We start from the raw sequence: 2,950 nt of genomic DNA on the forward strand, positions 1-2,950 counted from the left end.
TGACGCGAGTCATGAGACGAAGTGGTTAAGCAAACAAGAGCGCACGGTGGATGCCTTGGCACTGGGAGCCGACGAAGGACGGAACGAACTCCGATAAGCTCCGGGGAGCCGTAAGTAGGCGGAGATCCGGAGATTTCCGAATGGGGGAACCCCCTGCCCGAACGGGCAGGATGCCTTTCTGAATCCATAGGGAAGGCAAGGCAGACCCGGGGAACTGAAACATCTCAGTACCCGGAGGAAGAGAAAGCAAATGCGATTTCCTGAGTAGTGGCGAGCGAAAGGGAAACAGCCCAAACCGGAGGGCTTGCCCTCCGGGGTTGTAGGACACTCCGCATGGAGTCAGAAAAGCGGGAGGCAGGCGAATGGCCTGGAAGGGCCGGCCGAAGCAGGCAAGCGCCCTGTAGCCGAAGCCCCCCGCTCTCCGGAGTGGATCCTGAGTACGGCGGGACACGAGAAACCCCGTCGGAAGCCGGGAGGACCGTCTCCCAAGGCTAAATACGGCCCAGTGACCGATAGCGAACCAGTACCGTGAGGGAAAGGTGAAAAGCACCCCGGGAGGGGAGTGAAAGAGATCCTGAAACCGTGTGCTTACAAGTAGTTGGAGCCCCCTTCGGGGGGTGACAGCGTACCTTTTGTAGAATGGACCGGCGAGTGGCGATTCTAAGCAAGGTTAAGCCGAAGAGGCGGAGCCGCAGCGAAAGCGAGTCTGAAGAGGGCGCCTCAGTTTAGGGTTGCCGACCCGAAACCGTGTGATCTACCCGTGTCCAGGGTGAAGTTCAGGTAACACTGAATGGAGGCCCGAACCCACGCCTGTTGAAAAAGGCGGGGATGAGGGGCGGGTAGGGGTGAAATGCCAATCGAACACGGAGATAGCTGGTTCTCCCCGAAATAGCTTTAGGGCTAGCCTCGGACGACGAGACCCGGAGGTAGAGCACGGATTGAATAAGGGGTCCCCACAGGACTACCGCGTTCAGTCAAACTCCGAATGCCGGGGACTCAGGTCCGGGAGTCAGACGGCGAGTGATAAGATCCGTCGTCGAAAGGGAAACAGCCCAGACCGCCGATTAAGGTCCCGAAGTTCGCGCTAAGTGGGAAAGGATGTGGCGTTGCCCAGACAACCAGGATGTTGGCTCAGAAGCAGCCACCATTTAAAGAGTGCGTAATAGCTCACTGGTCGAGTGGCGCTGCGCCGAAAATGTAACGGGGCTAAGCGCGGCACCGAAATCGCGGGGGACCCGCAAGGGTCCCGGTAGGGGAGCGTTCCAGGGGCGGCGAAGGTCGGCCGGAAGGCCGGCTGGAGCGTCTGGAAGTGAGAATGCCGGTATGAGTAACGAAAAGAGGAGTGAGAATCTCCTCCGTCGAAAGCCCAAGGGTTCCTGAGGAAGGTTCGTCCGCTCAGGGTTAGTCGGGGCCTAAGCCGAGGCCGCAAGGCGTAGGCGATGGACAACAGGTGGAAAGTCCTGTACCGCTGCTTCACGATTGAGCGAGGGGGGGACGCAGGAAGGCAAGGCGGGCGCACGGCCGGAAGGGTGCGTTCAAGCCGGGAGGCCGGCAGCGAGGCAAATCCCGCTGCGGAAGGCCGGCCGGTGACGAGGAGGGAAATTCAGTACCGAAGCGCCGCAACCTACACTGCCAAGAAAAGCCTCTAGCGAGCGAAGCAGCGCCCGTACCCAAACCGACACAGGTGGGCAGGAAGAGCATTCCGAGACGCTCGGGAGAACGCTCGTTAAGGAACTCGGCAAAATCACCCCGTAACTTCGGGAGAAGGGGTGCTCGACGGGCCTTCGGGCCCGGAGAGCCGCAGAGAAAAGATCCAAGCGACTGTTTACCAAAAACACAGGTTTCTGCTAAACCGAAAGGTGATGTATAGGGGCTGACACCTGCCCGGTGCTGGAAGGTTAAGAGGAGAGGTGATCCTTCGGGAGTAGCTTTGAATCGAAGCCCCAGTAAACGGCGGCCGTAACTATAACGGTCCTAAGGTAGCGAAATTCCTTGTCGGGTAAGTTCCGACCCGCACGAAAGGTGTAACGATTTGGATACTGTCTCAACGAGCGACCCGGTGAAATTATAGTACCTGTGAAGATGCAGGTTACCCGCGACAGGACGGAAAGACCCCATGGAGCTTGACTGCAGCCTGATATTGGATGTGGGGACCGTTTGTACAGGATAGGCAGGAGCCAGAGAAGCCGGACCGCTAGGTTCGGGGGAGGCGCCGGTGGGATACTGCCCTGACGGTACCGACATTCTAACCCGGGACCGTGACCCGGTTCGGAGACAGTGTCAGGCGGACAGTTTGACTGGGGCGGTCGCCTCCTAAAAGGTAACGGAGGCGCCCAAAGGTTCCCTCAGAATGGTTGGAAATCATTCGCAGAGCGCAAAGGCAGAAGGGAGCCTGACTGCGAGACCCACAAGTCGAGCAGGGACGAAAGTCGGGCTTAGTGATCCGGTGGCACCGCATGGAAGGGCCATCGCTCAACGGATAAAAGCTACCCTGGGGATAACAGGCTTATCTCCCCCAAGAGTTCACATCGACGGGGAGGTTTGGCACCTCGATGTCGGCTCATCGCATCCTGGGGCTGAAGTAGGTCCCAAGGGTTGGGCTGTTCGCCCATTAAAGCGGTACGCGAGCTGGGTTCAGAACGTCGTGAGACAGTTCGGTCCCTATCCGTCGCGGGCGTTGGAAATTTGAGAAGAGCTGTCCTTAGTACGAGAGGACCGGGATGGACACACCGCTGGTGTACCAGTTGTTCCGCCAGGAGCAGACGCTGGGTAGCTATGTGTGGCGGGGATAAGTGCTGAAAGCATCTAAGCATGAAGCCCCCTTCAAGATGAGATTTCCCATGAGGAATCAGTAAGGCCCCTCAGAGACGATGAGGTGGATAGGTCTGGAGTGGAAGCGCGGCGACGCGTGGAGCGGACAGATACTAATCGGCCGAGGGCTTAACCCGAA

1 rRNA gene is annotated in these 2,950 nt (G+C 58.7%); it reads left to right on the top strand.

What is annotated here, in order from left to right:
• Positions 1 to 23: 23 nt before the first annotated feature.
• Positions 24 to 2,948 (top strand): 23S ribosomal RNA (locus Q6A92_RS17145).
• Positions 2,949 to 2,950: the final 2 nt, after the last annotated feature.

This window comes from Sporolactobacillus sp. KGMB 08714 (genome assembly GCF_036598985.1).
Taxonomy (GTDB): Bacteria; Bacillota; Bacilli; order Bacillales; family Sporolactobacillaceae; genus Sporolactobacillus.